At 35.7% G+C, this 20,721-nt stretch carries 24 protein-coding genes and 1 riboswitch; of the genes, 18 read left to right on the top strand and 6 right to left on the bottom strand.

Going from position 1 to position 20,721, the window contains the following annotated elements; all coding sequences use genetic code 11:
- Window positions 1-84: 84 nt before the first annotated feature.
- From BGI23_RS20020 to BGI23_RS19970, 11 genes are all read left to right on the top strand, one after another.
- Window positions 85-1,263, top strand: a complete 1,179-nt coding sequence (locus tag BGI23_RS20020) for an FtsW/RodA/SpoVE family cell cycle protein (protein WP_000831200.1) — start codon at window positions 85-87, stop codon at window positions 1,261-1,263.
- A gap of 105 nt (window positions 1,264-1,368) precedes the next feature.
- Window positions 1,369-2,073 carry a DUF421 domain-containing protein gene (locus BGI23_RS20015; RefSeq protein ID WP_044793833.1) on the top strand — a complete coding sequence of 235 codons (705 nt, stop codon included), beginning with the start codon at window positions 1,369-1,371 and terminating at the stop codon, window positions 2,071-2,073.
- A gap of 69 nt (window positions 2,074-2,142) precedes the next feature.
- The gene (locus BGI23_RS20010) at window positions 2,143-2,607 is read left to right on the top strand and encodes an NUDIX hydrolase (protein WP_014481752.1); all 465 of its coding nucleotides are present in this window, start codon (window positions 2,143-2,145) and stop codon (window positions 2,605-2,607) included.
- Window positions 2,608-2,728: 121 nt separating this feature from the next.
- On the top strand, window positions 2,729-3,136 hold the full coding sequence (locus BGI23_RS20005; protein WP_070806813.1) for a YjdF family protein: 408 nt from the start codon (window positions 2,729-2,731) through the stop codon (window positions 3,134-3,136).
- Between the two features lie 143 nt (window positions 3,137-3,279).
- Window positions 3,280-3,693, top strand: coding sequence for a BrxA/BrxB family bacilliredoxin (locus tag BGI23_RS20000; RefSeq protein WP_001998211.1), 414 nt, complete (start codon window positions 3,280-3,282; stop codon window positions 3,691-3,693).
- A 250-nt stretch (window positions 3,694-3,943) separates the two neighbouring features.
- A complete protein-coding gene (locus BGI23_RS19995) occupies window positions 3,944-4,723 on the top strand; it encodes a transporter substrate-binding domain-containing protein (protein WP_000735480.1) in 780 nt (259 codons plus the stop codon).
- Between the two features lie 36 nt (window positions 4,724-4,759).
- A complete protein-coding gene (locus BGI23_RS19990; RefSeq protein WP_001046919.1) occupies window positions 4,760-5,419 on the top strand; it encodes an amino acid ABC transporter permease in 660 nt (219 codons plus the stop codon).
- Window positions 5,412-6,134: an amino acid ABC transporter ATP-binding protein gene (locus BGI23_RS19985; RefSeq protein ID WP_044793835.1), complete on the top strand. Its 723-nt coding sequence runs from the start codon at window positions 5,412-5,414 to the stop codon at window positions 6,132-6,134. The genes BGI23_RS19990 and BGI23_RS19985 overlap by 8 nt, the downstream gene beginning before the upstream one ends.
- 100 nt (window positions 6,135-6,234) lie before the next feature.
- Window positions 6,235-7,203: an aromatic acid exporter family protein gene (locus BGI23_RS19980; protein WP_000472677.1), complete on the top strand. Its 969-nt coding sequence runs from the start codon at window positions 6,235-6,237 to the stop codon at window positions 7,201-7,203.
- Between the two features lie 16 nt (window positions 7,204-7,219).
- Complete coding sequence (locus tag BGI23_RS19975) at window positions 7,220-7,780, top strand: L,D-transpeptidase (RefSeq protein ID WP_001146556.1); 561 nt, start codon at window positions 7,220-7,222, stop codon at window positions 7,778-7,780.
- A 66-nt stretch (window positions 7,781-7,846) separates the two neighbouring features.
- Window positions 7,847-8,086, top strand: coding sequence for a DUF3894 domain-containing protein (locus BGI23_RS19970; protein ID WP_070806812.1), 240 nt, complete (start codon window positions 7,847-7,849; stop codon window positions 8,084-8,086).
- 72 nt (window positions 8,087-8,158) lie between these two features.
- On the opposite strand, the gene prli42 is transcribed toward BGI23_RS19970, so the two are convergent.
- Window positions 8,159-8,251, bottom strand: coding sequence for a stressosome-associated protein Prli42 (gene prli42, locus BGI23_RS19965; RefSeq protein ID WP_000549038.1), 93 nt, complete (start codon window positions 8,249-8,251; stop codon window positions 8,159-8,161).
- Window positions 8,252-8,441: 190 nt separating this feature from the next.
- On the opposite strand from prli42, the gene BGI23_RS19960 reads away from it, so the two are divergent.
- Together BGI23_RS19960 and BGI23_RS19955 are read left to right on the top strand one after the other, a co-directional pair.
- Entirely contained in the window at window positions 8,442-8,987 is a 546-nt protein-coding gene (locus tag BGI23_RS19960; protein WP_001993297.1) for a GNAT family N-acetyltransferase, read from the top strand.
- Between the two features lie 127 nt (window positions 8,988-9,114).
- Complete coding sequence (locus BGI23_RS19955) at window positions 9,115-10,233, top strand: tripeptidase T (protein ID WP_000609808.1); 1,119 nt, start codon at window positions 9,115-9,117, stop codon at window positions 10,231-10,233.
- Between the two features lie 44 nt (window positions 10,234-10,277).
- Here BGI23_RS19955 and BGI23_RS19950 read toward each other — a convergent pair whose 3' ends face one another.
- Window positions 10,278-10,478, bottom strand: a complete 201-nt coding sequence (locus BGI23_RS19950) for a hypothetical protein (RefSeq protein ID WP_000842873.1) — start codon at window positions 10,476-10,478, stop codon at window positions 10,278-10,280.
- Window positions 10,479-10,629: 151 nt separating this feature from the next.
- Here BGI23_RS19950 and BGI23_RS19945 point away from each other — a divergent pair, with 151 nt between their 5' ends.
- Window positions 10,630-11,868, top strand: coding sequence for a DNA polymerase IV (locus BGI23_RS19945; protein WP_070806811.1), 1,239 nt, complete (start codon window positions 10,630-10,632; stop codon window positions 11,866-11,868).
- A 41-nt stretch (window positions 11,869-11,909) separates the two neighbouring features.
- Here BGI23_RS19945 and BGI23_RS19940 read toward each other — a convergent pair whose 3' ends face one another.
- The 3 genes from BGI23_RS19940 to BGI23_RS19930 form a co-directional block, all read right to left on the bottom strand.
- Window positions 11,910-12,611 carry an MgtC/SapB family protein gene (locus tag BGI23_RS19940; protein WP_000262358.1) on the bottom strand — a complete coding sequence of 234 codons (702 nt, stop codon included), beginning with the start codon at window positions 12,609-12,611 and terminating at the stop codon, window positions 11,910-11,912.
- Between the two features lie 75 nt (window positions 12,612-12,686).
- On the bottom strand, window positions 12,687-15,392 hold the full coding sequence (gene mgtA, locus BGI23_RS19935) for a magnesium-translocating P-type ATPase (protein ID WP_070806810.1): 2,706 nt from the start codon (window positions 15,390-15,392) through the stop codon (window positions 12,687-12,689).
- A 330-nt stretch (window positions 15,393-15,722) separates the two neighbouring features.
- Window positions 15,723-15,890, bottom strand: a riboswitch (M-box (ykoK) riboswitch).
- Window positions 15,891-16,072: 182 nt separating this feature from the next.
- Window positions 16,073-16,324: a DUF3932 family protein gene (locus BGI23_RS19930; RefSeq protein WP_000656493.1), complete on the bottom strand. Its 252-nt coding sequence runs from the start codon at window positions 16,322-16,324 to the stop codon at window positions 16,073-16,075.
- A gap of 189 nt (window positions 16,325-16,513) precedes the next feature.
- Here BGI23_RS19930 and rnz point away from each other — a divergent pair, with 189 nt between their 5' ends.
- The 4 genes from rnz (at window position 16,514) to sdaAA (ending at window position 19,735) form a co-directional block, all read left to right on the top strand.
- Complete coding sequence (rnz, locus tag BGI23_RS19925) at window positions 16,514-17,437, top strand: ribonuclease Z (protein ID WP_000397444.1); 924 nt, start codon at window positions 16,514-16,516, stop codon at window positions 17,435-17,437.
- A gap of 549 nt (window positions 17,438-17,986) precedes the next feature.
- Window positions 17,987-18,133 carry a hypothetical protein gene (locus BGI23_RS28210; RefSeq protein ID WP_001998205.1) on the top strand — a complete coding sequence of 49 codons (147 nt, stop codon included), beginning with the start codon at window positions 17,987-17,989 and terminating at the stop codon, window positions 18,131-18,133.
- A 45-nt stretch (window positions 18,134-18,178) separates the two neighbouring features.
- On the top strand, window positions 18,179-18,838 hold the full coding sequence (gene sdaAB, locus BGI23_RS19915; protein ID WP_000877446.1) for an L-serine ammonia-lyase, iron-sulfur-dependent subunit beta: 660 nt from the start codon (window positions 18,179-18,181) through the stop codon (window positions 18,836-18,838).
- Between the two features lie 18 nt (window positions 18,839-18,856).
- Window positions 18,857-19,735, top strand: coding sequence for an L-serine ammonia-lyase, iron-sulfur-dependent, subunit alpha (gene sdaAA / locus BGI23_RS19910; RefSeq protein WP_000489463.1), 879 nt, complete (start codon window positions 18,857-18,859; stop codon window positions 19,733-19,735).
- A 50-nt stretch (window positions 19,736-19,785) separates the two neighbouring features.
- Here the strand turns inward: sdaAA and proI are convergent, their stop codons facing one another.
- Complete coding sequence (gene proI, locus BGI23_RS19905; RefSeq protein WP_044793839.1) at window positions 19,786-20,625, bottom strand: pyrroline-5-carboxylate reductase ProI; 840 nt, start codon at window positions 20,623-20,625, stop codon at window positions 19,786-19,788.
- Window positions 20,626-20,721 lie beyond the last annotated feature (96 nt).

The following is a 20,721-nucleotide window of genomic DNA, read 5'->3' as shown; positions in this document are numbered from 1 at the left end:
ATAATGTGTAATCAGTCGTCAAAACATGAGGAATGTTGACTCCTGGTTTTTTATTTTGCTGTAACAATGTTTCAGGAGGATGTCATGAAAAGAAGTACCGAGTTTCTAAAAAGTTTAGATGTAAAATTAATATTAATTTTGTTAGCATTATGTGTTACGAGTATAGCTGCTATATATAGCAGTCAACAAACTGGCCAATATGGAGAGGCAAACTTTGCAATGAAACAAGGTTTGAACTACATAATTGGGGTTGTATTGTTATTGCTTGTTGCAAGCATCGACTTAGATCAATTACAAAAATTGTCTTGGCCACTTTATATCGTTGGATTTGCTTCACTTATTCTTTTGAAAATACTACCGGTTTCCAATTTCACACCTGAAAAATTAGGTGCAAAAAGATGGTTTGTATTTCCACTAGTTGGACAAATTCAGCCATCTGAGTTTTTCAAAATTTCATTGCTTCTCGTAGTAGCAAGTATAGCAGTGAAACATAATGCGCAGTATATGGCAAGGACATTTCAAACGGACTTAAAATTAGTAGGTAAAATTATGCTAGTATCCCTCCCGCCTATGGCTGTTGTATATAGCCAACCGGATACAGGGATGGTGTTCTTATACGCTGCTGCCATTGCATGTATTTTATTTATGTCAGGTATTCAGAAGAAATTGATAGCGTTATGTACAGTTATTCCAGTCACCATACTATCCACGTTAATATTTATTTACGTAAGGTATGAGGATTTCTTCTTTAATAAGTTAGTTACGCTACTAAAACCGCACCAACAATCACGTATTTTAGGTTGGTTAGATCCATTTGAACATACAGATCAAGGTTATCAAACACAGCAATCAATTTTAGCTGTAGGTAGTGGCGGTATGGAAGGGAAAGGGTTTGGCGAAGGGAATGTTTATATCCCTGAGAAGCATACAGACTTTATTTTCGCTACAATTGCCGAAGAAGGTGGATTTATCGTAGCAGCGTTAGTTGTATTCTTGTTCCTATTACTACTATATAGAACAATTATTATCGGTTATTCTGCTGATAATTTATTCGGTACATTATTATGTGCTGGATCGATTGGGATATTAACGGTTCAAATATTCCAAAATATCGGTATGATTGTTGGATTAATGCCTGTAAAAGGGATTGCATTACCTTTCTTATCGTATGGGGGAAGTTCCTTGTTCTCGAATATGATTATGATGGGTCTCATATTATCGGTACGAAAAACGTATAAAAAGTATATGTTTTCCGTTAAGTAAAAAAAGCTGGTTCGTTTTTAAACGAACCAGCTTTTTTACATATATACTCATAAACGTTGCAAACTAAAACAGACTCGCAGTTTGGGATGTAAGGAGTGCAAAGTGATGCATATGCATATTTTTGAAGGAGCACGGCATCTTTCTAATAGTGAATGGGTTATTCGGGCTATTATAGCATACATATTTTTAATATTAGTTGCGAAAGCAATGGGGCAAAGGTCCATCGCACAACTTCGCTTTTTAGATGTTGTATTAGTGTTATTGCTTGGCGGGAATATTTCTAACGCATTGTCTGATGAAAAAGTAGGATTAATGGGCTCGATGATTACAACGTTTATACTCGTTGTACTTCATATTATAAGTTCAGTTTTAATGTTGAAATGGGATAGATGGAGACGCTTTTTAGAGCCAGCACCTATCATTCTTATACACAATGGCTCCATTGATTTTAGCAATTTGAAAAAAGCGAGAATTACGGTGGAATATTTATTTTCAGAACTTCGTATGCGAAATGTGAGCGATATTCAAACGATCAAATTAGCATTATGGGAAGCGAACGGTGTCGTTTCTATATTTCGGTATCCAGAATATGAGGCAGTTTCTCGACTTGATTTAAAAGTGGCAGGAAAAAAATCTCCAGTTTCTTTTATATTAGTAAAGGATGGGAGCATTCAGCAAGATGTTCTTGCTTTATTAGGGAAAACAGAAGAATGGGCGAGAGAATTTCTAGAGAAAAACGCAGAAGTTGAATCCATTTTGTTAGCTACAGTTGATGAAACACATAAAATAAATATTTTGTTAAAAAAATGAAAAATATACGCATTTTGTCGTTTCATACATATGATACAATAGTGTGGACAACGAAAAAGGAGGGATACGATGGGATATGTAGAAGAATTACGGAAAATAGTTGGTCATCGCCCTTTAATTTTAGTTGGTGCTGTTGTACTCGTTATAAATGAAAATAGATATGTATTATTACAACAAAGAACAGAGCCTTACGGAAAATGGGGGCTGCCTGGCGGATTAATGGAGCTTAGTGAATCACCAGAAGAAACTGCTTTTCGTGAAGTATACGAAGAAACAGGAATAAAGGTGAAGAACCTACGATTAATCAATGTGTTTTCTGGAGCGAACTATTTTACAAAATTAGCAAATGGTGATGAATTTCAATCTGTAACGACCGCTTATTATACGGATGAATACGATGGAGATTTTGTTATGAACAAAGAAGAAGCGGTTCAGCTTAAATTCTTCCCTCTAACAGAACTACCTGACTATATTGTTGGGTCGCATAAAAAAATGATTAGTGAATATATGAAGATTATGGAAAAAAAGATATAATAATAGTGAAAGAAATACAAAAACACAGTTCTGGTTGGTAGTCCAGACGCATGATTTCATGTCAGTAACCTTCCCCTCCGGGATGTCCCGTATTTCTAATTTTTTTTAGGGGGGGCTGTCAATGGATTTGACAGTATATCACGATGGCCAATTTTTTGTTGGAATCATTACATGTAAAGAAAAAGGGAAGTTGTATGGAGCGAGGTATATTTTTGGAACGGAACCTTCAGACGAAGAAGTGCTTATATTTGTGAACGGTTCAATGTTAGCGTATTTTCAGCACTTTGCAAAATGTGGCGTGGAAGTGAAAGAAAAACAGCGTCCCAAAAATATAAAGCGGATCATACGACAAGCAGCAAAAGAAGTAAATGTAAACCGCTTTACTAAGGCGCAAGAGGCAATTAGCTTATCTTATGAACTGCATAAACAAGAAAAGAAAGTGCAATCTAAGGAGAAGCGAGAGGCTGAAAAACAAAGAAGACGTTTAATCAAAATACAAAAAGCAAAGCAAAAACATCGTGGTCATTAAGAAAAGGTGTTAGAGCAAGAGCTCTAACACCTTTTCTATGCTGAAATACAAGTAAACTTACTTGTATTTCATAAACATTAACTGGTAAGATACAAATAGGTAGTTTTAGAGGAGGGAAAAGATTGATTAATTTTAACTTTTTTATGAATGATGTTGTCCGCCAAGCGCGTGAAGAGATTGTCTCTGCTGGATATACAGAATTGACGACGCCAGAAGCAGTAGACGAAGCGTTTAAAAGAAATGGAACAACACTTGTAATGGTAAACTCTGTATGTGGTTGTGCAGGCGGTATTGCTCGTCCTGCTGCTGCGCATTCTGTACATTATGATAAACGTCCTAACCACCTTGTAACGGTGTTTGCAGGTCAAGATAAAGAAGCGACAGCAAGAGCTCGTGAATATTTCGAAGGGTACCCACCATCTTCTCCATCATTTGCTTTATTAAAAGATGGAAAAATTGTAACAATGGTAGAACGTCATGAAATTGAAGGTCATGAACCGATGCAAGTTATTGCAAAACTACAATCTTATTTCGAAGAGAATTGCGAAGAACTATAAAAATAAGCAAAAAGGCGGTACGTCCACACTCAAGTGGATGTGCCGCCTTTTTTATTTAGTATTAAAACTTATGGGATATGCATAGTTATGTTTTTTATACAGTATTTTATACATACAAAATGGTATTTGTACTGATAATTTATTTATTTTTATTTTATATATTGCATAAAAATGAAAGTGCTGATACAATACAAACATCGAATAAATATTCTATTAAACTTTTAAATATACATTATTAGGGGGAAGAAAGATGAAGAAGTTATTATCAATATCATTTGCACTTATTTTAATTGTAAGTATGTTCAGTGCTTGTAGTAATGGGGAAGAAAAGGTTACTGGGAAAAATAAGAAAGTACTGGTTATGGGGACTTCAGCAGATTATAAACCATATGAATACGTAGAAGCTTCAAAAAGTGATGAAATTATTGGCTTTGATGTTGATGTTGCTAAATATATCGGAAAAGAACTTGGTTATGAAGTGAAAGTGAAAGATATGGATTTTGGTGGTTTATTAGCATCTCTTAGCTCAGGAAAAGTTGATTTCGTAATGGCAGGTATGACGCCAACTGCAGAGCGTAAAAATAATGTTGATTTCACAGATATTTATTTTGTTGCGAAAAACATGGTTGTTTCTAAAAAGGACTCTAACATTAAATCTGTAGAGGATTTAAAAGGGAAAAAAGTAGGGGTACAAACAGGATCTATTCAAGAAGAGAAAGCTGCAGAATTTAAAAAACAAGTAGATTTCAAAGTTGAGGGACGTGACCGTATACCAGAAATCGTACAAGAAATTAAAGCTGGTCGTTTTGACGCTGCAATTATAGAAGACACAGTTGCTAAAAATTATTTAGAGAAAATGAAAGATTTACAAGGAATTGAAATTAAAGAAGCGCCAGAAGAAGTTGGAGCAGCAATTGCCCTTCCGAAAAATAGTGATAAAACAGCTGAATTTAATAAAGTAATTAAAAAAATGCAAGAAAATGGAGAAATGGATAAATTAGTGAAGAAATGGTTTGGCAGCGAAAAATAAGCTGCCTTTCACTTTTCTGTGAGGGGAATGAAAAGAATGAACTTAGATTTTTCGGCGATTACGCCTTCGATACCGTATATATTAAAAGGCTTAGAAGTTACTTTGAAAATTGTAGCAGTATCAGCTTTAGCAGGGTTTATTTTAGGAACGCTATTAGCACTTTGCAAAATTGCTAGAATACGAGCATTAAATATAGCGGCAGATCTTTATACATCAATTTTCCGTGGTACACCACTTGTATTGCAATTAATGATTATTTATTTCGGTGTCCCGCAAATAATTGGTTATGAAATACCAGCATTCGTAGCAGCTGTACTTGCATTTAGCTTAAATTCAGGTGCATATATGTCAGAAGTAATCCGTGCTGGCATTCAAGCGGTTGATAAAGGACAAACAGAAGCGGCGATGGCTTTAGGAATTCCATACGGAAAAATGATGCGAAATATCATTTTTCCTCAAGCTTTAAAAAATATATTACCGGCACTTGTAAACGAGTTTGCGACACTTACGAAAGAATCGGCTGTAGTAACAGTAATAGGCGCAACGGATTTAATGCGCCGTGCTTACATCGTAGGCGGGGAGACATTTAAATATCTTGAACCATTACTTTTTGTTGGACTCATTTATTATATGCTAGTCATTATTCTTACATTAGTCGGGAAGGCAATTGAAGGGAGAATGAAGAAAAGTGATTAAAATTGAAAACCTTCATAAATCATTTGGAAAAAACGAAGTATTAAAAGGAATTACAACAACGATTGGAAAAGGGGAAGTAGTAGCAATTATTGGACCGTCTGGATCAGGGAAATCAACATTTTTACGTTGTATGAATGTGTTAGAAGCACCGACAAATGGTCACATTTGGATTGGAGCGGAAGAAGTAACGAATCCGAAAACGAATATTATGCACGTCCGTGAAAATGTCGGAATGGTATTTCAGCATTTCCACCTATTTCCTCATATGACTGTATTAGAAAATATTACGTATGCTCCTATCAATGTAAAAGGAGTAACGAAACAAGAAGCTGAAAAGAAAGCCGAAAAACTTTTAGAAAAGGTCGGTTTATTAGATAAAAAAGATACGTATCCGAATCGTCTTTCTGGCGGACAAAAGCAACGTGTAGCAATTGCAAGAGCGTTAGCAATGGAACCAGAAGTAATGTTATTTGATGAACCGACATCAGCACTAGATCCAGAGATGGTAAAAGAAGTGTTAGAAGTTATGAAATCATTAGTTACGACAGGAATGACAATGGCAATTGTTACACATGAAATGGGATTTGCAAAAGAAGTAGCAGATCGTGTTCTCTTTTTAGATGGTGGAAAACTTGTAGAAGATAGTGCGCCAGCACAATTTTTTGCAGCACCGAAAAGTGAGCGTGCGCAACAATTTTTACAAAAAATATTGTAATATGTAAAGGATACGTGAATAATAAGTAGAAAAGGATGACATTGTGTCATCCTTTTTTTATACTAACTGTAAATACGTTTATACATATAGGAGCAATGCTATGTTCAAAATTGGATACCGTACAGTAAAAACAGCAATAGGGACAGGCGCAGCCGTTTTTATTGCTCAGTTATTAGGATTAGAATTTTATAGTTCAGCGGGTATTTTAGTTATATTATGTGTACAAAATACGAAACGTAAATCACTTCAAGTATCGTTACATCGTTTTTTAGCTTGTGTATTATCAATGGTGTTCGCATTTTGTATTTTTGAAACAATTGGATATACACCACTAGCAATTAGCCTATTATTACTTACATTTATTCCGACTGCAGTTATGCTTAAAATTCAAGAAGGTATTGTCACGAGTTCAGTTATTGTGATGCATCTATATTCATTGAAACAAATTACATGGCTTATTGTTGGAAATGAAATTGCGATATTAACGATAGGGATTAGCGTGGCTCTCTTAGTGAATATGTATATGCCAAGTAGTGAAAATAAGCTAAAAGAGTATCAAGGTAAAATAGAAAGTAATTTTAAAACGATTTTGTTTGAAATGGTTGTGTATTTACGAAATCGAGAAAGTAGTTGGAGCGGGGCAGAACTTATTGAAACTGAACAGATGCTAAATGAAGCTAGAGATTTATCGTTTAAGAAACTTGAGAATGCATTTATGCGAGAAGATGACTATTACTATCGCTATTTCAATATGCGCATGCAACAATTCGAAATTTTAGAGCGAATGATTCCGTTAGCAGCTTCTTTATCGTGGACATATGAACAAGCTGACATGATTGCGGATGTGGTTGAAAACATTAGTAATGCTATTAGCCCTCAGAGTACCGGGGTTATTTCTTTAAGACAGCTTCAAGAAATGAGAGAATTATTTAGAGAGATGCCATTGCCGGCTACACGTGAAGAATTTGAGATACGTGCGAAACTTGTTCAACTTGTATACGAAATGGAACAATATTTACTCATTAAAAGTCGTTTTAAGGGAAAGGATAATATAAAAGAACTTATATAGAAGGTAGGAATTATTTATGCCGTATCTTCTCTCTTTCCTATTATGTCTTTCTTTATCGCCTATTTGGCCCCTTGGTGATAATCCACGTGCCGGTGATCCGTTTATTATTGTAAATAAAGCGACGAATAAACTAGCTTATATTGACGATGGGAAGATTCAAAAGGTTTTTCCAGTCGCGACAGGAAAAACAAATGAATTAACCCCAGAGGGAACTTTTGATATTGTAATGAAAGCAAAGGATCCGTATTATATTGCAAAAGATATTCCAGGGGGATCACCGAAAAATCCACTTGGATCTAGGTGGATGGGATTCAATGCACGAGGAACTGATGGGAGTAAATATGGAATACATGGAACAAACCAACCGAGTTCAATTGGAAAGTATATTTCACAAGGGTGTATAAGAATGAAGAAAAATGATGTGGAGTATTTATTTGATCGTATTCCAATTGGAACGAAAGTGTGGATTGTAAAATCGAAAAAATCATTTCAGCAATTGGCAAAAGAAAAAGGAGCCATTGCATATGAAAAAGCCAACGAAAAAGTTGGTTTTTTCTATTGTAATAAGTTGTCTTGACATGTGTACATAACCATGCGTTAATGAGAGTATAGAAAGATCAAATTAGATAAAGGAGTTGCTCATATGTACTTGAATCCAAAACTTTCGTATATGCAGTTTTTTATGGGATTTTTATTTATTATTACATTCATATTGGCAACTTTTAATATATGTTCTTATCTTGTAGCGATTGTATGTATGGCATTACTTAATCTTACTTTTGTTATTGGGGCATTTCAGCAGAAACAATATACAAGTTTTGTGCTAGCACTTGTAATGTCATTTTCCTTTAGTATTGTAGCGATTGTGCTTTACATAAAATAAACCATCTCGATTTCGAGATGGTTTATTTTGTTATGTGTAAAAAGTAAAAAAAGGACGAACAGATCGTCCTTTTTACCAAAACATACTTGCGCCAGCAAGTAATGTTGTTACAAGCATAGAAATTAGCATTACATAAATCATAACTTTTTGAGCTTTTTTATGCATCGTTAAACCTCCTTGCAAATCAGTACAATATCATTGTAACGAGAAATGATATTGTGGACAAGGGGGAGAGAAATGACAAAATTCGAGAAGTGTGTGTAAAGTATAACAGGAAATTTGTATGTACGTAGAGAATATATAAGAATGATAGGGTATAAGTTTTTTGTTATGCAAGCTGAAGAATGGAGATACGATGATGAAAATATATGAAACAAATCGTTTACATTTAAGGGAAATTGATGAGTCGTATGCTGAAAAAGTTCTTCAATATTACGACAGAAATCGTGAATTTTTAAAAGCCTGGGAAGAGTATAGACCGGATGATTTTTTTACGTTAGATTATCAAAAGAAAAAGTTACAAAAGGATAGAAAAGAGATCGCAGAAGGTAAAATCATTAGGCTTTGGATTTTTAAAAAAGGTGATGATACGAAAATAATTGGATGTATTTCATTTAATTTAATTGTTCGTGGAATTTACCAATCTTGTGTACTCGGCTATAAATTAGATAAGGAAGAGTTAAACAAAGGTTATACGACAGAAGCTCTTAGAAAAGCGATTCAAGTTGCTTTTGAGGAATTTCAATTACATCGTATAGAAGCACCGATTATGCCACGAAATTTAGCATCTATACAAGTCGTGACGAAGATAGGTTTTCAGTATGAGGGCGTGTCTAGGAAGATGTTAATGGTTAATGGAGTGTGGGAAGATCATATGCGCTGGGTATTGTTAAATGAGTAATAGAAAGCAGATGGTTATCTAGACATATAAACCGTCTGTTTTTTGTCTTGTATTTCGAAACTTTTGCGAAATTCTGTTATAATTAATAGTGTTACATACATAATGGTAGTGCAGGAGGCGCAGTCTTATGATTAATCAAGAACGTTTAGTAAATGAATTTATGGAGTTAGTACAAGTAGATTCTGAAACGAAATTTGAAGCAGAAATTTGCAAAGTATTAACAAAGAAATTTACAGATTTAGGTGTAGAAGTATTTGAAGATGACACAATGGCTGTTACTGGGCATGGTGCAGGTAACTTAATTTGTACATTACCAGCAACAAAAGATGGTGTTGATACAATTTACTTTACTTCTCATATGGATACAGTAGTTCCTGGTAATGGAATTAAGCCTTCTATTAAAGATGGATATATCGTATCAGATGGTACTACGATTTTAGGTGCAGATGATAAAGCAGGATTAGCATCCATGTTCGAAGCAATCCGTGTTTTAAAAGAGAAAAATATCCCTCATGGTACAATTGAATTTATTATTACAGTTGGAGAAGAATCTGGTCTTGTTGGTGCAAAAGCATTAGATCGTGAGCGCATTACTGCGAAATACGGTTACGCATTAGATAGTGATGGAAAAGTTGGTGAAATCGTTGTTGCAGCTCCAACACAAGCGAAAGTGAATGCGATTATTCGCGGGAAAACAGCTCATGCTGGTGTAGCACCAGAAAAAGGTGTATCTGCAATTACTATCGCAGCGAAAGCAATTGCGAAAATGCCACTTGGCCGTATTGATTCTGAAACAACTGCAAATATTGGACGTTTTGAAGGTGGTACACAAACGAATATCGTTTGCGATCACGTACAAATCTTTGCAGAAGCGCGTTCTTTAATCAATGAAAAAATGGAAGCGCAAGTTGCGAAAATGAAAGAAGCATTTGAAACAACTGCAAAAGAAATGGGCGGTCATGCAGACGTTGAAGTAAACGTTATGTATCCAGGATTTAAATTTGCTGATGGCGATCACGTTGTAGAAGTTGCAAAACGTGCAGCTGAAAAAATTGGTCGTACACCTTCTCTTCACCAAAGTGGTGGCGGAAGTGATGCAAACGTAATTGCAGGACACGGCATTCCAACAGTTAACTTAGCAGTTGGTTATGAAGAAATTCATACAACAAATGAAAAGATTCCTGTTGAAGAATTAGCGAAAACAGCAGAATTAGTTGTTGCAATTATTGAAGAAGTAGCGAAGTAATGTAATAGAAAAAGCGTGTAAATCACAACTGATTTACACGCTTTTTATTTTGATTCGATTGCTTTTACAAGGCGGATAAGCCAATACAAGAAAATCCATGGCAGTATGTAAGTTGTTACTACATGGACTAGGCGAGGGAGAAAACCAGCTATGTTCATATCAAAAATAGGAAGAAGTAAATAATTGATTGCGACGATTAGTATAATTACGAGAAACGTATAATTGAGTTTATCAGTCGATTTCATAATAATCACCCCTTTTTTTGAAATACAAATATATCCACTTTATTTAAATTATAGCGATGAATATGATAGAAAAGAACAAGTAATGATTATAATTATTGTGCAAAATTTGATATAATAAAAGAACTAACGTTCTGATTAGGGGGTGAGTACTATGCGAGAAATGTATCCCAAAAAAGGTCGTGTTATTTTACATGTAGATATGAATTGTTTTTTCGCATCTGTTGAAATTGCTCATGACCCATCATTACAGGGGAAGCCGTTAGCGGTTGCTGGAAATGAAAAAGAAAGAAAAGGAATTATCATCACATGTAGTTATGAGGCGAGAGAATATGGAATACGTACAACGATGCCACTTTGGGAAGCGAAAAGGTTATGTCCACAATTAGTTGTAAGGCGTCCTAATTTTACATTATATCGTGAAGCTTCATTTCAAATGTTTCAAATCCTTTCCCGCTTTACGGAAAAAATACAACCAGTCTCAATAGATGAAGGATATTTAGATATTACAGATTGTTACACACTCGGTTCGCCTCTTGAAATAGCAAAGATGATTCAGCAAGCGTTATTAACAGAGTTACAGTTGCCGTGTAGTATCGGAATTGCTCCAAACCTTTTCCTAGCAAAAACAGCTTCTGATATGAAAAAGCCTCTCGGTATTACCGTGCTCCGAAAACGAGATATTCCAGAAATGATTTGGCCGCTTCCGGTTGGAGCGATGCATGGAATTGGAGAAAAAACAGCTGAGAAATTAAAAGATATTCATATACAAACAATTGAACAGTTAGCAAAAGGAAATGAACATATCATTCGCGCTAAAATTGGAAAGCATGGTGTTGATTTACAAAGAAGGGCAAAAGGTGTGGATGATAGAGAAGTTGATCCGAGTCAAATGGGACAACATAAAAGCGTTGGTAATTCGATGACTTTTTCAAAGGATATGGATGAAGAAAAAGAATTACTTGATATGTTAGAAAGGCTATCAAAATCAGTGAGTAAAAGATTACAAAAGCGAACTCTTGTCAGTTATAATATTCAAATTATGATTAAATATCATGATAGGCGGACAGTAACGAGGAGTAAGCAATTGAAAAATGCCATTTGGGAAGAACGAGATATTTTTCAAGCAGCCTCTCGTTTATGGAAGCAACATTGGGACGGTGATTCCGTTCGTTTATTAGGTGTTACAGCTACTGAAATAGAGTGGAAGACTGAATCGGTGAAGCAATTAGATTTGTTTTCATTTGAAGAAGATGCGAAAGAAGAGCCGCTACTTGCTGTCATTGATCAAATTAATGATAAGTATGGAATGCCGCTTTTACAACGAGGTAGTCAATTATTACGTAAGCAAGAAAAGTCTTTTCAGCAAAAATTAGAAAATAAGTTTATGTAGAAGGTGTCATGAAGCTGTACATATCATGACACCTTTCATTTTCAACTTGCTTCTAAATCTAATGAAGTTTTCCAACCAGCTGCAGTAACGCCAGATTCTAATAGCATTCTGCTCACTATTTTTTCAATTAAGACTGCTGTATTTGTGCTGCAGTGTAATGTCGCTTGTATACACACTTTTTGATTAGAATCTACGTCCTCACTATACAATTCTTTTAAACCAATGCCTTCAGAACTTACCATATGCATAAGTAAAAAACGAATATGGGCTTCATGTTCTTCTGAACAAGTGAGAGAAAGTAAGTAGTTCGTTTGTTCAGGTGATTCTTCTTTTGATTTCTGATTCATAAAGAGAGCGATTGGGCGAAGTAGTATGTTTGCTAGTAAAACACCAGCTGCACCTAATATAGCTGCAATGAGGAAACCAGCGCCTGTAAGAGTACCAACAGCAGCTGCGCACCATAGGGTAGCCGCAGTATTAAGCCCCCTAATACTAAAACCATCGCGGATAATAACGCCGCCTCCTAAAAAACCAATCCCACTGACGACTTGAGAGGCAATACGTGAAGGGCTAGCATCGTGATCAATCATGACGGATAATAAAACAAATATACAGGCACCAAGTGATACGAGAGCATTTGTCCGTAGCCCAGCCATCCTATGTCTCCATTGTCGTTCCATTCCGATGCAAGCACCTACAATAATTGCAATAAATAATCTTAGTACAATGTCATACCATACCATCATGGTCACCTCCATACATATAAGTCCAAGTTATGTTTTTGAGAATGAGCGGGAAGCACCCGCTCATTCTCATTTTTATAACCAGCTATGAAACTTTTTAATATAAAGATTTTTCAGGAATTGTGTTAAGAAAGCATAGCCTAATAGTATTCCTACTAACCAAGGGAAATAGCTAAGTGGTAATGCTTGTAATCCAACGGCTGCTCCAAGTGGTGAGAATGGAATATAAATTCCGATTATCATAATACAAGCGGTTAATAAAAGAACCGGTACTGATGCGGTACTTTGAATAAATGGAATCTTCTGTGTTCTTATCATGTGAACAATTAAAGTTTGTGTTAGCAATCCAACGACAAACCAACCAGATTGGAATAATGATTGTTCGCTAGCTGTATTTGCACCGAAGACGTTCCACATGACCACATAGGTGATGATATCAAATATGGAACTAATGGGACCGATGCAAATAATGAAGTTCCGTAAATTTGCAGTATCCCATTTTCTTGGTTTTTCTAAAAACTCTTTATCCATTTTGTCCCATGGGATAGACAGTTGTGAAATATCATAAAGTAAGTTTTGAATTAAAAGGTGAATGGCAAGCATCGGCAAGAAAGGAATGAAGGCACTTGCTACTAACACACTAAATACATTTCCGAAGTTAGAGCTCGCTGTCATTTTAATGTATTTCAAAATATTACCGAATGTAGTGCGTCCTTCTAAAATACCTGCTTCTAATATCATTAAACTTTTTTCAAGTAGAATAATATCGGAAGACTCTTTTGCAATATCAGTTGCAGTATCAACACATATGCCAACGTCAGCTTCCCGTAACGCTACGGCGTCGTTAATGCCATCTCCCATATAACCTACAGTGTGTCCATTTCCTTGTAATACTCGTATAATGCGGGATTTTTGCATTGGATTTAGTTTAGCAAAAACAGTTGTTTCTTCGGCTAGCTTTGCTAATGCTTTATCAGGTAAAGCATCGATTTCGTAACCAAGGATAGGCTCGCCAATATTTAATCCAACTTCTTTACATACCTTTTTTGTCACGATTTCGTTATCACCAGTTAAAATTTTTACTTGTACACCATGTTTTTGTAATGCTTGAATGGCAGTAGCGGCAGATGGTTTCGGCGGATCTAAAAAGCCAATATATCCAGCGAGAATCATATCATTTTCATCTTGTACGGCGTACTCTTTATTATTTGTTGGTCTATTTTTTTTATAAGCTACAGCAATAACGCGCATACCTTCACTATTCAAAGTTTCACTTAGTTGTTTTACATGTAAGCGCATGTCATCGGTAAGAGAAGCAATTTTGCCATCTATTTCAGTGTAGTTGCAAATAGATAAAATTTCTTCTACAGCCCCTTTACAGACCATTGTATGTTCACCTGAATTGTTTTTTACAATGACGGACATACGCCGACGAGCAAAGTCAAATGGAATTTCATCTAGCTTTTGAAAAACAGATGGATCAAATTTTTGATTTTCTTCTGTATGTTTTATAACGGCTTTATCTATTAAATTTTTCAATCCTGTTTGATAGAAGCTATTTAAATAGGCAAAGTGTAATACACGATTACATGTATTACCATTAGGATCTAAGTGGCGAACAAGTACAACTTTATCTTCTGTTAAAGTTCCTGTTTTATCGGTACAAAGAATGTTCATAGCACCTAAGTTTTGAATAGAATTCAGCTGTTTTACAATTACTTTCTGTTTAGACATGTTAACGGCACCTTTAGCTAAATTAGCAGTCACAATCATTGGTAACATTTCAGGTGTTAGACCAACTGCGATTGCAATAGCGAAGAAGAAAGCTTCTTGCCAATCCCCTTTTGTGAATCCGTTAATGAGAAGAACGATAGGTGCCATAATAAGCATGAATGTAATTAAAAGCCAGCTTACTTTGTTTACACCTTTATCAAAGCTTGTTTCTACGCGCTTACCAATTACTTTATTTGCTAAAGAGCCAAAATACGTATCGGTACTTGTGGAGATGACAACCGCTCTTGCGCTACCACTTACAATATTTGTCCCCATGAAGCAAAGATTTTCCATATCGAGTGGATTGTAATTTTTTTTCGTGCTTTTCGGTAATAGATGTTTATTTTCTGTATGGTAGCAGTTTTCGTATTTTTCTACAGGAAGTGCTTCTCCTGTTAAAGAAGATTGGTTCACAAATAAATCTTTAGCCGATAAAATACGCACATCAGCTGGAACAATGTCTCCGGCTGAAAGTGAAATAATATCGCCAGGTACAAGTTCCTCAATTGGAATTTCCGTTGTATCAGTTTGCTTTAAATTTTTTACATTTTTTGTTTCGTGTACAAATCCATCTATTCTAAAGACACTCGCCGTTGTTCGAACCATAGCCTTTAACTGATCTGCAGCTTTTTGAGAACGAAATTCTTGTAAAAAGCGAATCGTTGCACTTAGCATTACCATTACAGATACGACAATCGTTCCTTGTATGTCATCTGTGAAAAAAGAAAGTGCGCCGAGAGCTAATAAAACAAAAATAAATGGATTTTTAAATGCCAGCAGAAATTGAATGTACCACGGTGATGTTTTATTATGAGCTATTTCATTAAGGCCATATAAAGAAAGTCTACGAGACGCTTCTTCTTTAGAGAGTCCATTTTCTGTTGTTTCTAAAAGTCGTAACGCTTTGTTTGCATCCTGCGTTGCGACTTCCACTAATAATTTGTGATTTGTTTTCATACAATCTTGATCGTATGAATGTTTCGTTTCTTGTTTTTGTAAATTTAACATCGGTAGTTCCTCCTTTTTCATGAAGGAGGAAACAAGCTGTTACTCGACTATTTAAAATTAGGAGGAACAGTTTCTTTCCTACCTACATGATGAAATATTAACGTAAAACATATGGGCATCTGGGCCGAATCATCAATTGCCAACTGTTCCTCACCTCCGTACAATTTAGTAGTTTCTGAATATGCTATGTTTGTTTCATAGTAAGGTGCATATATACGTAAAAAGACCTTTACTCAAAACGAGTAAAGGTCTGAATTCGTAGTTAAAAGAGTCCACGACAAAGACTGTTAGTAAATATAGATTAAAACAGTTTTGTGTATGACAAAATATACGCACCTCTCCCTCGTTGAGTTTTAGCACTGTATAGCATAGGTACTGAAACCAGCTACGTTAAAAAAGGCCTTCATTCCGACCTTTCCTGTTGACCCATTGGCGTCTCTCGACATTTTTGGGCAGCAGCGTTTCTCTATACAGGAGCCTCACCTAACAGAGACCATATTCAATTACACGTTGAATGTTAGCACTGAAATTTTGTAGTGTCAATATATTTTTTGAAAACTCAAATAGATTCATCTTGGCTATATAGTAGGAAATAAGAGGGGGTTTTTGGAAATAAGTTTGGAAAATAAATACCGTAATAAACATAAAAAAAGCACTGATTACAGTGCTTTTTTTATAGATTATGAGATTGTAGCATTTTCAAAAATAACAATTTCTGAACGATTTGTTGTTGAAACACGTTGTGCATAATATGTTAAAGCTGAAGAAATATATGTTGGTAACGAGTCATTTGTATGTGTTGTTGTATATTCATGGATTAATTCTTTCAAAGTCGTCCATTCTAATTGTGCTGGGTGATCAGACACGAAAGAACTTACCCAGCGATCAAATGAAGATGAAAAATCAGTTTGTAAACGAAATGCTTCTTTCATAATAAAACGCTCCCTTAAAATGTAGTATAATCATTTTAACATAAAACACGAACAATTGCTAAGTTTTTTAAGTATAACGTTCGTGATATATAGTTGTCTAGATGATTGGTTATGTAAATTCGATTTGCCATTTGAAATAACATTCCGTAAGATGAAAGATAGATTATATAAAGAGCTGGAGGAAAGAAAGTGGAATTTGTATTTTTAGGAACTGGTGCAGGTGTTCCTTCAAAAGGAAGGAATGTTTCGGCAATTGCTTTGCAATTGTTAGAAGAACGAGGACAGACTTGGTTATTTGATTGTGGTGAGGCGACGCAACATCAAATATTACATACATCAGTACGTCCACGCCGCATTGAAAAAATATTTATTACGCATTTACATGGGGATCATATTTTTGGTTTGCCTGGTTTATTAGGAAGTCGTTCGTTTCAAGGAGGGACTACACCTTTAACAGTGTATGGACCAAAAGGAATTAAACAGTTTATTGAAGTCGCATTATCAGTAAGCACGACACATGTAAAATACCCGCTTGAAATTGTTGAGATAACAGAAGAAGGTACTGTGTTTGAAGATAATGAATTTCATGTGGAAACGAAAAGGTTGTCACACGGTATTGAATGTTTTGGATATCGGATTATAGAGAAAGATATACAAGGCGCCCTTTTAGTTGATAAATTGCTGGAGATGGGCGTGAAACCAGGTCCACTCTTTAAACGTTTAAAAGATGGAGAAGTGGTTGAATTGGAAAATGGTACGATACTAAACGGAAAAGATTTTATCGGCCCACCTCAAAAGGGAAGAATTATTACCATTTTAGGTGATACGAGATATTGTGAAGCGAGTAGAAAGCTAGCACAAGACGCTGACGTACTTGTTCATGAAGCAACTTTTGCAGCAGAAGATGAACAACAAGCTTATGATTATTTTCATTCCACATCTAAGCAAGCTGCAAGTATTGCACTTCAGGCAAATGTAAAACGATTAATATTGACTCATATTAGTTCTCGTTATCAAGGAGATACATATAAGGAATTATTGAAAGAGGCAAGAGAGCTATTTTCTAATACAGAAATAGCTACAGATTTAAAATCATTTCCAGTGGACAGATAATAATGTTGTGAAAAAATGGTGACGAAAGGTTGCCATTTTTTTATTTCTAAAAAAATAAAAATAAAACTGTTATCATTTTATGCTTATATAGGATGAAACAGAAAATTTTAATGATGTAAAGATATAAGATGAAACTACATAGTATCGAGTGTTTAGAAAAACTGTTATATAAGTCGGACGACATACAAGTAGTACAAATAGCAAAAATGGATTGTTATTCAGAACTTTTAAAATTTATTAAAAGTAAGCGTTTTATTAAAAACAAGTTATAATGAGGACAGATTATAATTTACTGTAGGCTACATGTGTTTGAGACGTTTATCATAACAAGTGAAGTTGAATAAATTATGAGAGGGCAACATGGAAATTATAATAGGAAGGACATTACTATTATTTGTATGAAGCCTTTTTCACTTTTTAGCTTTAAGGCATCAAAAGGTATGAAAGCAATGGGCGTTTCACTTGTTTATGCTATGCTTGTAAGGGGTTCTGTGTTAAACTTTGGATTGCTACAAGACTTTACTGTAGATTATCTTATATTATGTGTAAATGAAGGTAATGCTAAGTTTCTTATTTCATATTATAACTGGTATTATTTCAGGATATATCGCTTCACTGTTATTCAAAAACGATCCAATTCGTATAGCGGAACAAATTCGTAGTACAACTGGAAAAGCAACCGATTTGGTAGCTTAATAGAATAGTAAAAAATTTTTTCATAGAGGTTTAGGGGGAGTTATGATGAAGTATCGCTCAGTATTTGATATTATCGGTCCAGTTATGATTGGTCCATCAAGTTCACATACAGCAGGCGCAGCAAGAATGGGGCAAGTTGCTCGCCAGCTGTTTCGTCATGAACCAGAAAGAGTAAGCATTTCATTATATGGATCATTTGCAAAGACGTATCGTGGGCATGGTACAGATGTAGCGCTAATAGGTGGGATATTAGGGTTTGAAACAGATGACTTACGTATTCCAGAGGCGCTAGAGATAGCAAAAGAGCGCGAAATTGAAGTGGAATTTATTGAAGAGGATGCCAATGCACCTCACCCAAATACAGCGAGAATTCGTTTGTATAAAGGTGAAGAAGAAATTGAAGTTGTTGCTTGCTCAATTGGTGGCGGTAAAATTGAAGTTGTAGAATTAAACGGATTCGATCTTCAATTATCAGGCACGAGTCCAGCACTACTTATTGTAAATAACGATCGCTTCGGTGCTATTGCAGCAGTAGCTTCAATCCTTGCGAAACACGAGATTAACATTAGTACAATGAGTGTTTCTCGTAAGGAAAAAGGAAGAAGAGCGCTTATGGTCATCGAAACAGATGAAATATTAGCAGATGAAGTGATTGAAGAAATAAAAGCGCAACAAAATATTTGTCAAGTAACTATTATGGAATAATTGCAGGGGGGACACACCATGTTTCGGAACGCAGCGGAACTAGTGGCGCAAGCTAAAGAACAAAATGTAAAAATCGCAGAAATTATGATTCAATGTGAAATGGAAACAAGAAGTATTTCACGTGAAGAAGTAATTGCTGGTATGGAAAAGAACTTAGTCGTGATGGAGCAAGCGGTAGAACGTGGTATTCGCGGAGTGAAATCACCAACTGGTTTAACTGGTGGAGATGCTGTAAAAGTTCAGGCGTATATGAAGAGTGGAAAAGGCTTATCTGGAGATACGATTTTGGACGCAGTGAGTAAAGCTGTTGCAACAAATGAAGTAAACGCAGCGATGGGAATTATTTGTGCAACACCAACAGCAGGGTCTGCTGGAACAGTGCCAGGTGTACTATTTGCACTAAGAGAAAAATTGCAGCCTACACGTGAAGAAATGATTGAATTCTTATTTACAGCGGGAGCTTTCGGTATGGTTGTTGCGAATAACGCTTGTATTTCTGGTGCAGCGGGAGGATGCCAAGCTGAAGTTGGTTCAGCAAGTGGAATGGCAGCTGCAGCTGCAGTTGAAATGGCTGGTGGAACACAAGAGCAAGCAGCTACAGCGATGGCAATTTCATTAAAGAACATGCTTGGTTTAGTATGCGATCCTGTTGCAGGGCTTGTAGAAGTACCTTGCGTAAAACGTAATGCAGCAGGAGCTGCAAATGCGATGATTTCAGCTGATTTAGCATTAGCTGGTGTAACGAGTACTATTCCATGTGATGAAGTAATTGAGGCGATGTTTAGAATCGGACAAACGATGCCAGTAGCACTTCGTGAAACAGCTGAAGGTGGACTTGCAGCAACACCGACTGGTCGTCGTCTACAAGAAGAGATTTTTGGGAAGACGAATAACTAAAAATATATGTTTATAAAAAATGGAGCTCAAGTAAGATTGAGCTCCATTTTTTATTTTTCTTTTGTTAATTGTTCTAACGTTTTCCCAAGATTATGTGATCGTTGCGCTGCCTGTGTAATACAGGAAATAAGCGCTTGTTGAAATTGGTGTTCTTGTAATACTTCAATGCCCGCTTCGGTCGTTCCACCAGGAGAGGTAATTTCCTTTCGCAAAATAGACGGGTGTTTTTCACTTGCTTTTAGCATTTCAGCAGCACCAATCATCGTTTGGAGAATAAGTGACTTTGCAACATCTTCTTTTAAACCGATTTTTTTTGCAGCTTCTTCCATCGCTTCTACTACGTAATAAATATAAGCAGGCCCGCTTCCGGATAATGCAGTGACAGCATGCATATCTTCTTCCTCTACAACAGAGACGAGACCGATCGTTTCAAATAAAGCTATGGCAGTTTGAATATGTTCTTTTGTTGCATGTTTAGAAGGCGAGATAGCAGTAGCTGATTTTAAAATAGCTGCAGATGTATTTGGCATAGCACGAATAATCGGAACGTCTTTTTGAAGTAGATTTCTAATTGAATGAGTAGAAACACCTGCTAATAACGAAATAATAAGCAGGTTATTATGTATGTCTTCTTTAAAAGGGGTAAGCGCTTCTGCAACATCTTTTGGCTTCATTGCTAGAAAAAGAATATTTGTATTAGTAAGTAGTTCTTTTTTATTATGTGTACCTTTGACACCGTATTTGTTATGTAGCTCCTGTAACCTTGTCTCATTAGAACGATTACTTACAGTAATTTGTTCGCCTTTCACAACATTTGCATGTAACAAGCCACCAATAATCGCTTCAGCAATAGAGCCCGCACCGAGAAAGGAAATGTTTTGAATAGACATGATGTTCCTCCTTTAAATTTGGTTAGAAATTCTTATAAATGTACATACATTCGTTTTTAAATAGGAAACACCTCTTTTTATCTGAAAATAATGACA

The organism is Bacillus sp. ABP14 (assembly GCF_001831375.1).
GTDB classification, from domain to species: domain Bacteria; phylum Bacillota; class Bacilli; order Bacillales; family Bacillaceae_G; genus Bacillus_A; species Bacillus_A paranthracis.
This window is presented reverse-complemented; position numbering and strand designations above follow the sequence as displayed.

What these genes read in the sequence shown, in the direction of transcription:
- sdaAA (WP_000489463.1), top strand. Translation starts at nt 18,857, where the DNA reads ATGTTTCGGAACGCAGCGGAACTAGTGGCGCAAGCTAAAGAACAAAAT.
- BGI23_RS20015 (WP_044793833.1), top strand. Translation starts at nt 1,369, where the DNA reads ATGCATATGCATATTTTTGAAGGAGCACGGCATCTTTCTAATAGTGAA.
- BGI23_RS20020 (WP_000831200.1), top strand. Translation starts at nt 85, where the DNA reads ATGAAAAGAAGTACCGAGTTTCTAAAAAGTTTAGATGTAAAATTAATA.
- BGI23_RS19975 (WP_001146556.1), top strand. Translation starts at nt 7,220, where the DNA reads ATGCCGTATCTTCTCTCTTTCCTATTATGTCTTTCTTTATCGCCTATT.
- sdaAB (WP_000877446.1), top strand. Translation starts at nt 18,179, where the DNA reads ATGAAGTATCGCTCAGTATTTGATATTATCGGTCCAGTTATGATTGGT.
- prli42 (WP_000549038.1), bottom strand. Translation starts at nt 8,251, where the DNA reads ATGCATAAAAAAGCTCAAAAAGTTATGATTTATGTAATGCTAATTTCT.
- BGI23_RS19950 (WP_000842873.1), bottom strand. Translation starts at nt 10,478, where the DNA reads ATGAAATCGACTGATAAACTCAATTATACGTTTCTCGTAATTATACTA.
- proI (WP_044793839.1), bottom strand. Translation starts at nt 20,625, where the DNA reads ATGTCTATTCAAAACATTTCCTTTCTCGGTGCGGGCTCTATTGCTGAA.
- BGI23_RS19940 (WP_000262358.1), bottom strand. Translation starts at nt 12,611, where the DNA reads ATGGTATGGTATGACATTGTACTAAGATTATTTATTGCAATTATTGTA.
- BGI23_RS19930 (WP_000656493.1), bottom strand. Translation starts at nt 16,324, where the DNA reads ATGAAAGAAGCATTTCGTTTACAAACTGATTTTTCATCTTCATTTGAT.
- BGI23_RS20005 (WP_070806813.1), top strand. Translation starts at nt 2,729, where the DNA reads ATGGATTTGACAGTATATCACGATGGCCAATTTTTTGTTGGAATCATT.
- BGI23_RS19990 (WP_001046919.1), top strand. Translation starts at nt 4,760, where the DNA reads ATGAACTTAGATTTTTCGGCGATTACGCCTTCGATACCGTATATATTA.
- BGI23_RS19955 (WP_000609808.1), top strand. Translation starts at nt 9,115, where the DNA reads ATGATTAATCAAGAACGTTTAGTAAATGAATTTATGGAGTTAGTACAA.
- mgtA (WP_070806810.1), bottom strand. Translation starts at nt 15,392, where the DNA reads ATGTTAAATTTACAAAAACAAGAAACGAAACATTCATACGATCAAGAT.
- BGI23_RS20010 (WP_014481752.1), top strand. Translation starts at nt 2,143, where the DNA reads ATGGGATATGTAGAAGAATTACGGAAAATAGTTGGTCATCGCCCTTTA.
- BGI23_RS19960 (WP_001993297.1), top strand. Translation starts at nt 8,442, where the DNA reads ATGATGAAAATATATGAAACAAATCGTTTACATTTAAGGGAAATTGAT.
- BGI23_RS20000 (WP_001998211.1), top strand. Translation starts at nt 3,280, where the DNA reads ATGAATGATGTTGTCCGCCAAGCGCGTGAAGAGATTGTCTCTGCTGGA.
- BGI23_RS28210 (WP_001998205.1), top strand. Translation starts at nt 17,987, where the DNA reads ATGAAGGTAATGCTAAGTTTCTTATTTCATATTATAACTGGTATTATT.
- BGI23_RS19970 (WP_070806812.1), top strand. Translation starts at nt 7,847, where the DNA reads ATGTACTTGAATCCAAAACTTTCGTATATGCAGTTTTTTATGGGATTT.
- BGI23_RS19945 (WP_070806811.1), top strand. Translation starts at nt 10,630, where the DNA reads ATGCGAGAAATGTATCCCAAAAAAGGTCGTGTTATTTTACATGTAGAT.
- BGI23_RS19980 (WP_000472677.1), top strand. Translation starts at nt 6,235, where the DNA reads ATGTTCAAAATTGGATACCGTACAGTAAAAACAGCAATAGGGACAGGC.
- BGI23_RS19995 (WP_000735480.1), top strand. Translation starts at nt 3,944, where the DNA reads ATGAAGAAGTTATTATCAATATCATTTGCACTTATTTTAATTGTAAGT.